Here is an 8044-nt window from a genome sequence, read left to right on the forward strand (position 1 = left end):
AGTCCCTTCTGATCCGTAAGTCTGCTTACAAGTCCTATCATCATTTTCTTTGGATTAACCTCTAATCCCAATTCCTTCTGCAGTGCTGTTTTATTTTTAACCTTTTCTTTTCTAAAATTCTCTACTGAGAAATTTTTGGCAATAAGGTTGTCTGTAGCCGGGTCATATTCCTTGTAATCAATTCCGTTTACAATTCCTCTTAAACAGTTTGACCTTGCCCTCATAAGTCCATCTAAGCCTTCCCCATAAAACGGTGTTTTTATTTCCTGAGCATATGTATCACTAACTGTTGTTACCATATCAGCATAAACAATTCCACCCTTTAAGTAATTTCCATTATCATAATCCTTTAACTTATCAGATGTGAAATAATAATCTGATAGTCCTGCAATATCCTTTATGGTATCTATATCCCATACACCCTGGAATTTAAGGTTATGTATTGTCATAATCGACTTAATTCCACGATAGAAATCGCCATATGCGAAACTGTCATGTAAATATACAGGAATAAGTCCTGTCTGCCAGTCATGACAATGTATAACGTCAGGTCTGAAATCAATTACCGGAAGTGCTGACAACACAGCCCTTGAGAAAAATGCAAATTTTTCAAGGTCATATCTCACATCACTGTATGGCTTGTCTCCTGCAAAATAATATTCATTGTCAATGAAGTAATATTTAACCCCTTCATATTCCATTTCCATTATTCCAACATACTGTCTTCTCCAGCAAAGGTCCATGTAAAAATGATTTAAATAAGTCATTTTATCCTTCCACTTCTGGTTCATACACATATATTTAGGAATAATAACTCTAACATCGTATTCTTTTTTGTCAAAACATTTTGGTAGTGAACCTACAACATCTGCAAGACCACCGGTCTTAATAAAAGGTGCACATTCTGATGCAACGAATAAAATTTTCTTCATAGTTTTACCTCCGGTTCATATTTTTCTTAAGTATATAATACTAAAAATGTCTGATAAATAAAAGGTATTTTTATCTGCATTTGTATTCTAACCTGATTTTATCTGCAATTAATGCAATAAATTCTGAATTGGTAGGCTTACCCTTTTCCGCATTAATGGTGTAGCCAAACAATTCATCAATGGTGTCCATTCTTCCCCTGTTCCACGCAACTTCAATAGCATGTCTTATAGCTCTTTCCACTCTGCTTGATGTGGTCTGAAACTTCTTTGCAATGGTTGGATAAAGAATCTTTGTAATGGAATTAAGCATTTCCGGGTCATTAACCGACATAATAATTGCCTCTCTTAAATACTGATAGCCCTTAATATGAGCCGGAACTCCCACATCATGTATGATGTTTGTAACGTCCCCTTCAATATTTCTTTCCATAAACTGCTTTTTATCCTCATATGGAGCAATAAGCTTTTTATTTTCAGGTATTTTTCTGTTATATGAGCTTACGCTTTTTATTCTGTCAACAATCATATCCATTTCAAAGGGCTTTAACATATAGTAACCTGCCCCCATGCCAAAGGCATCCTGAATTACTGTCTCATTGCTTATGGCTGATGCAATTATGAAAAAAGGCAATTTAATCATACTGCCATCATTATGTATTTTGTTCATCAGTGACAGTCCGTCCATCTTTGGCATAATCAAATCAAGTATAACAACATCAGGGTTATTCTTCTTTATCATATCATATGCTTCTTCCCCATTAGTTGCCTTGCCAACTACCTCAATTTCACTGTCATCTGATAATTTATCACAAATATTGCTTATTATCTTCTCATTATCATCTACTATGGCTACGTTAATTTTCTCATTTTTTCTGCCATAATTTGTATTAATCACTCTATTTATACTGCTATTTCCCGTATTACTGATTATCATCTATCCTCCTGTTTGTCAAAATACAGTACTGTTTGAATTCTTTTGACAAAGAAGATTATAGATTGTATTTTGTTCCAGTTCAACTTAAAGAAATCGCATAAAAACCCATAATTCGACAAAGGGGTTTACATATAATTTTTTATGTAACATAAAAAGATTAAATACATCAATAAATCGCCAATTTAAAGTCGATTTTTTTACTGAAATGTCGATAAAAAATTAATTAATATAAACAATCATTTTTTCCTTATCTGACAATTCAATAACGTAACCATCTCTTAATTCGTAATACACTTTTGGCTTTAACAAAGTACCATTAACCCTTGTTCCATTAGTGGATGCATAGTCAGCCACCCTGTATTTTCCGTCTTTATATGAAATAACCACGTGTATTTTTGATATATAAGTCTCCGGTATTACAATATTGGCATTTTCCCTTCCAATGGTAAAAGGACTTTTGTTTATAACGTATTTTTTATTATTGTAAATAACCATTGCCTCCGGCTGCTGTGCCACCGGACGTCTTACAGGTTCTTCCTCTTTTTTATAATGTCTTGTAATGGTTTTTTTGCTTAAATCCTTTTTCTTTTTTAATTCTAAATGCGCCTCAGTAAAAGGATTTAACACCATTCCATCCAATCCCTCACAATCATTCATAAATGTATAGGCATCCATTGCTGCCATTCTTATAAGTGAAAATGTATTCATATAGTCCTCCGGTATCTGTTCATAAGAAGTAAATACCGGAAGAAGTCTTGCACGATTTCCATCTTTAACAATGTCAGGAGTCATTGATACCCCTTCCATTACCTCATCATATATTTCACAACCATCAAAGCCTGCCCTTACTGCCATAATTATTTCGGCATTTTGAAGCATATTCACAATATCCTTCCTTTTTACTTTCTTTTCAGGCTTCTTGTTGTATTTTTTTATCATGTCCTCTATTTCATAAGCCAGTTGAATATTATTTCTTCCCATAAATAATTCCTTTCTGCTATCAATTTTTCTATGGTATCACAGGTTAAACAAACCCTTTTATTGATTATACTACATTTTTTGCAAGTTTGGGTATTTTTCTATGCATAGGACAAAACCGTCAAACAATTTATATTTAAATGCCTTCCAATCAACAAATATCATTATCTTTTCCTACTTCTTACGTATCCTTCCTCAATATTCCTAAATACTCCTCATAGACAAACACTCTATTTCTCGCAGCATTGGTGGTCTCCTGCAAAATACCAAGTTCGACGAGCTTCTTTACTGCCGTAGCTACTGTATTATAACTAATACCTAATTTCTTAGCAGTTCTCTTAATATCAATAATCGGATATTGCTCGATATAATCAAACACAGCCCTCAAATTATCTTTACTTCTAGTGGTTTTCGGAAGCTTTTCTATGTTAGTTTCATGCAATACAGAAAGCTGACGAATTGTTTCTAAAGAATCAGATGCTGCTTTACTCACTGATTCCAAAAAGAATCTTATCCATTGTTCAAAGTTTCCACTTCTTCTAACTTCACTAATTCGGTCATAATATTCTACCTGGTTTTTTTTCAAAAAATATGATATATAAATGACTGGTTTTGCAAGCAATCCCTGTTCCATCAGATAAAGAAGTATTAAAAGTCTTCCGATTCTTCCATTGCCGTCCAAAAATGGACGTATTGTCTCAAACTGATAGTGAATCAATGCTACCCGAATCAATGAATCATAATCCGTATTCTCATTAATATATTTTTCTAAATCATCCATGGCTTCTTGCATATCATCTACATTTGGAGGAATATATCTTGCATCTTTTAATGAGCAGTTGGCTGGCCCAATCCAGTTTTGAGAATGTCTAAACTCTCCCGGCGTCTTATCCTGTCCACGAACATTTTCCATTAATACTTCATGTATTTCTCTTATTAATCTGCAACATAAAGGTAATTCTTCCAGACGCTTTAATGCATACTGTGTTGCTTTCACATAATTAATGACATCTGAAACATCCAGATTTGCATTTGTTTCCACTTCCGGATCTAGCACATCATCAAGAGTGCACTGTGTTCCTTCTATTTGTGAGGAAATTAATGCTTCTTTTCTAACATACATTAATATAAACAAATCCGCATTTGAAATTAACTGTGATGCAGTATCTAGTTTTACAAGTTGTTTATTGGCATCTACTAAAAGTCTTACCATTTCCTCATCCATTTTAATTTTTGGCATTGGCGGTAATGGATTTGGTTTAAAAGATTGATAAGTAGCCTCTCCTGTTAAATTGTCAACATACGTTCCTGCTCGACTCATAAAATTTCACCTCTTTTTGAAATAATTATACTGATTATACCTCTTTTATTTCAAAAAATCACCGTGTTTTTGAAATAGATCTATTATTTTTTGTGCCTTATTTCAAAAAATCTTTTTTTGCAACTGCTATAACTGCTTTTGCTCTCATGTATTCCCCATAACCTATTAGAAAGACTTTTGTGGTTAATTGTAATCCAACATATTTTCTATAAATATTCCGTACCCTTTAGTTGGATCATTAACAAAAACATGGGTTACAGCCCCAATAATGTGCCCATTTTGAATAATGGGAGAGCCACTCATTCCCTGAACTATCCCATTGGTCTTTTTTAAAAGTTCTTGGTCAGTAACTTTAATAACCATATTTTTTTCCTTATTGTTTACATTTATTTCCTCAATTTCTATATCATAATATTCAACATTTCCATTAGTAATAAACTGTATTTTTGCATCTCCTTTTTCTATTTCATCGTGGAATGCCACTTCCATTTTTTTCAGATTATATTTTGAAACTATGTCACTGTTGATTGTTCCTGACAAGCCGCAAAATCTGTTATCCTCTATATTTCCCAATACATTATTTTCATTGTAAAGTATTGTTCCGCAAAGTCCTCCCGGTTTGCCTTTTTCACCTTTTTTTACTCCCCATATATTGGCATTATATATGGTTCCATTATGGGATGATAACAGTTTGCCCGTGTCTATGTCACTGATTCCATGACCTAATGCCCTGTACTTTCCGTCATCTGTTACATATGTTATGGTTCCAATTCCCTGAGAATCGTCTCTTACCCATATTCCCAGCATATATTCACCGTCACTGTTTCTTTCAGGTTTAATTTTCACAGCTCTTATTCCCGTTTCATTTCTTACTGTAAGTAACACTTCTTTATTGCCGTTTTCATTTATCAAATATGATAACTGTGCCTTATTACTTACACTTATGTCATTAAATTTTACAATGTACTCCCCTTCATTTACTTTGTTTTTTGCAGGAGATATTTTATCCCCTGTTCCTGTATCAATGTCACCGGTTCCGATTATCATTACCCCCTGGGTTTTCAAATATAATCCTACAGGAAGTCCCACAGGATAGGCATATTCTTTATCCACTACCTTTACATTGGTATTTTTTAAATCAAAAATACCGAACAGCTTATATTTGCCCTTATAATTTCCCTTTTCACCGGAATATATATCATTTTCCCCTGATAATTTCACAGTATTTTCCCCTGTAACATCCAGCGAAACAGGCATTGAAAACTGATATTTTGTAACTTTGTTTGTTCCCACAAATATTGTATCCGGCAGGTTATTTTTTACATATAATGCTCCTGAAACAAGTATTACAATAAGTGCCGCCAATATTGATGCAATAATGCATTTTTTATATATTTTCATCATATTCATCCCTCCTGATATTATTCCCTTATTTTTCTATCATAATCACCTATGTGTTCCATCCCCTTTTTCTTAAAAATACCAAAAAAAGAAGGAAAACATAATCTTTAACCGATTAATGTTCTCCTTCTTAATATTCCAAAAAACTCAACTTTAAACCAAGTTACTTTTTGTTCTGTCTGCCATATCTTTCATTTCAATTGCGTGGGCAATTGCGGCATCTGTCATAGTTCCGTCACCATTAATTCTGACAATTTCTTTTATTGATTCTTCTCTAGTTAATTTCACAATATTTGTAGCTGTGGAATTATCTTCCATGTCTTTTTTTATAAGATAATGACTATCTGCCATTGCTGCTATCTGAGACAAATGTGATATACATATAACCTGATGATTTGCGCTTATTTTTGCAAGTTTTTCAGCCACCATGCTGGCTGTTTTGCCACTTATACCTGTGTCAATTTCATCAAAAATCAAAGTTTCAATTTCATCCTCTCCTGCGAGAAGAGATTTAATTGCAAGCATTATTCTTGATAATTCACCGCCGGATGCCACCTTAGCAAGAGGTCTTACAGGCTCACCGGGATTAGTGGATATCATAAATTCCACATTATCAAATCCTTTATCTGTTATCTTATCTTTTTTTGTAATATTTATCTTAAAATCAACAGATAAGAAATTCAAATCCTTAAGTGCATCAGTTATGCTATTTTCTAACTCTTTTGCAGCTGTTTTTCTCATCTTTGAGGCTCTTTCCGACAGCACCTGAAGCTTCTCCCGGCTTTCTGTTATTAATCCTTTAATTTGGTCAATTTTTTCACTATAATTATTTAATTCATCAAGATATGACTGTTTCTTATCCTGATATTGCAAAATATCATCTATGGTCTTTCCATATTTTAATTTTAAATGGTTTATGGTATCAAGCCGCTCACCTATTCTGCTTACTTCCCTTGGGTCATATTCTAATTCACCGGTATAATCAGAAATCTCTGCCGACAAATCCCTACAAACGGAATCTATATCAAACAAAGTCTCCTTAAATCCGTTTATTTTTTCGTCAAAATTACTTATGGAGCTTATTTCCTGTGTTGCCTTAGATATTAACTCACCTGCTGACTGCATACTGTCATAACCTATAAGTCCATACACAGATGACAGGGTTTCCACTATATTTTCGCTATTGGACAACTTCTTATACTGCTCTTCAAGCTCCTCATCCTCACCGGGAATAAGACTGGCATTTTCTATTTCATTTACTTCATACATAGAAAACTCAATCTCCCTCATCCTTTGTGCCTCATCTATATTATAGGATGACAACCGGGACTTAAGTTCAGTATAATTACCATATTCAGCAGATAATCCCTTTAAAATATCCGCCATTTCCTTTTTAGCATATTTATCAAGAATATTTAAATGATTAGAAACATATAATAATGACTGGTGTTCATGCTGACCGTGAATGTCAACTAACATTCCCATTACTTTTTTTAAAACATTAACATTAACTGTCTCACCATTTATTTTTGACACGCTTCTGCTTTCTGATATTTTTCTTGAAACAGTAATAATATTTCCCTCTTCCATAAAAATATCCATCTGCTTAAGCTTAGAAGCACAAACTTCGTCTACCTGAAATGTCAGTTCCACTAAGGCAAACTGTGCTCCTGTACGGATAATATCCTTAGATACTTTATTTCCCAGGGCAATATTAACAGAGCCTAAAAGTAATGACTTTCCGGCTCCCGTTTCACCTGTAAGCACAATCAGACCTTTGCTAAAATCTACATCAGCTTCTTTAATTAATGCAAGATTCTTTACATGTAAATTAATTAACATATATCCTCCTTCTGTGCTCATCTCCCGTTTTTAATATTTAAATAGCCTCTTCTATACGTGCTTTTACTACCGGTGCATCTTCCTTTGTTTTAATGATACACATAATTGTGTCATCTCCTGCTATACAGCCAACAACATTTTCAATACTCATGGCATCTACAGCTGCACCAACTGCCATTGCCATACCTGAAACAGTCTTTATAACAAGAATGTTCTCAGCTATTTCCATTTTTAAAATGCCGTCACTTAATACTCTTAAATACTTTCCGTAAATGCCACCTAATGCACTTACTGCAATGGAGTATTTCTGTCCACCATCCGGTGAAACTGATTTGGTAAGGTTAAGCTCTCTAATATCTCTTGATATTGTAGCCTGTGTTACCGTAAATCCTTCCTTTTCCAATAATGCTGCTAACTCATCCTGAGTTTCAACATTTCTTTCAGTTATTAATTCAATTATTTTACGTTGTCTCTTTGTCTTCACTTTTACCTTTTCCTATCTTAATTTATCTTTTACTGCCTGTAGGAAACTGCTTTCATCAAGTTTTGCAATTTCCGTAGTTTCATCAGCAACACTGATTCTTATTATATCACCGGATACTATATTGTAAATGCCGTCACCGTCAAAAGCAACAG

7 protein-coding genes and 1 pseudogene (1 of these 8 cut by a window edge) are annotated in these 8044 nt (G+C 33.8%); all 8 read right to left on the minus strand.

The genetic code is table 11. The features are described 5' to 3' along the window. A partial coding sequence (locus Q5O73_RS06640; RefSeq protein WP_302669314.1) for a glycogen synthase occupies positions 1-932 on the minus strand: 932 nt, incomplete at its 3' end. Positions 933-1002: 70 nt separating this feature from the next. Then, entirely contained in the window at positions 1003-1866 is an 864-nt protein-coding gene (gene spo0A / locus Q5O73_RS06645) for a sporulation transcription factor Spo0A (RefSeq protein ID WP_021953225.1), read from the minus strand. Positions 1867-2085: 219 nt separating this feature from the next. Beyond that, complete coding sequence (locus tag Q5O73_RS06650) at positions 2086-2847, minus strand: FHA domain-containing protein (RefSeq protein ID WP_118588481.1); 762 nt, start codon at positions 2845-2847, stop codon at positions 2086-2088. A gap of 178 nt (positions 2848-3025) precedes the next feature. Beyond that, positions 3026-4165 carry a Fic family protein gene (locus Q5O73_RS06655; RefSeq protein ID WP_302669315.1) on the minus strand — a complete coding sequence of 380 codons (1140 nt, stop codon included), beginning with the start codon at positions 4163-4165 and terminating at the stop codon, positions 3026-3028. 183 nt (positions 4166-4348) lie between these two features. After that, a complete protein-coding gene (gene spoIVB / locus Q5O73_RS06660) occupies positions 4349-5569 on the minus strand; it encodes a SpoIVB peptidase (RefSeq protein ID WP_021953228.1) in 1221 nt (406 codons plus the stop codon). Positions 5570-5719: 150 nt separating this feature from the next. Beyond that, entirely contained in the window at positions 5720-7408 is a 1689-nt protein-coding gene (gene recN, locus Q5O73_RS06665; RefSeq protein WP_302669316.1) for a DNA repair protein RecN, read from the minus strand. A 37-nt stretch (positions 7409-7445) separates the two neighbouring features. Next, positions 7446-7892, minus strand: coding sequence for an arginine repressor (locus Q5O73_RS06670; RefSeq protein ID WP_021953230.1), 447 nt, complete (start codon positions 7890-7892; stop codon positions 7446-7448). 12 nt (positions 7893-7904) lie between these two features. Next, positions 7905-8044 (minus strand): annotated as a pseudogene (locus Q5O73_RS06675) (NAD(+)/NADH kinase); it runs 700 nt beyond the window's last position.

This window comes from Eubacterium sp. AF15-50 (assembly GCF_934835595.1).
Lineage (GTDB): Bacteria > Bacillota > Clostridia > Lachnospirales > Lachnospiraceae > Eubacterium_G > Eubacterium_G segne.

What these genes read in the sequence shown, in the direction of transcription:
- Q5O73_RS06655 (WP_302669315.1), bottom strand. Translation starts at nt 4,165, where the DNA reads ATGAGTCGAGCAGGAACGTATGTTGACAATTTAACAGGAGAGGCTACT.
- spoIVB (WP_021953228.1), bottom strand. Translation starts at nt 5,569, where the DNA reads ATGATGAAAATATATAAAAAATGCATTATTGCATCAATATTGGCGGCA.
- spo0A (WP_021953225.1), bottom strand. Translation starts at nt 1,866, where the DNA reads ATGATAATCAGTAATACGGGAAATAGCAGTATAAATAGAGTGATTAAT.
- recN (WP_302669316.1), bottom strand. Translation starts at nt 7,408, where the DNA reads ATGTTAATTAATTTACATGTAAAGAATCTTGCATTAATTAAAGAAGCT.
- Q5O73_RS06650 (WP_118588481.1), bottom strand. Translation starts at nt 2,847, where the DNA reads ATGGGAAGAAATAATATTCAACTGGCTTATGAAATAGAGGACATGATA.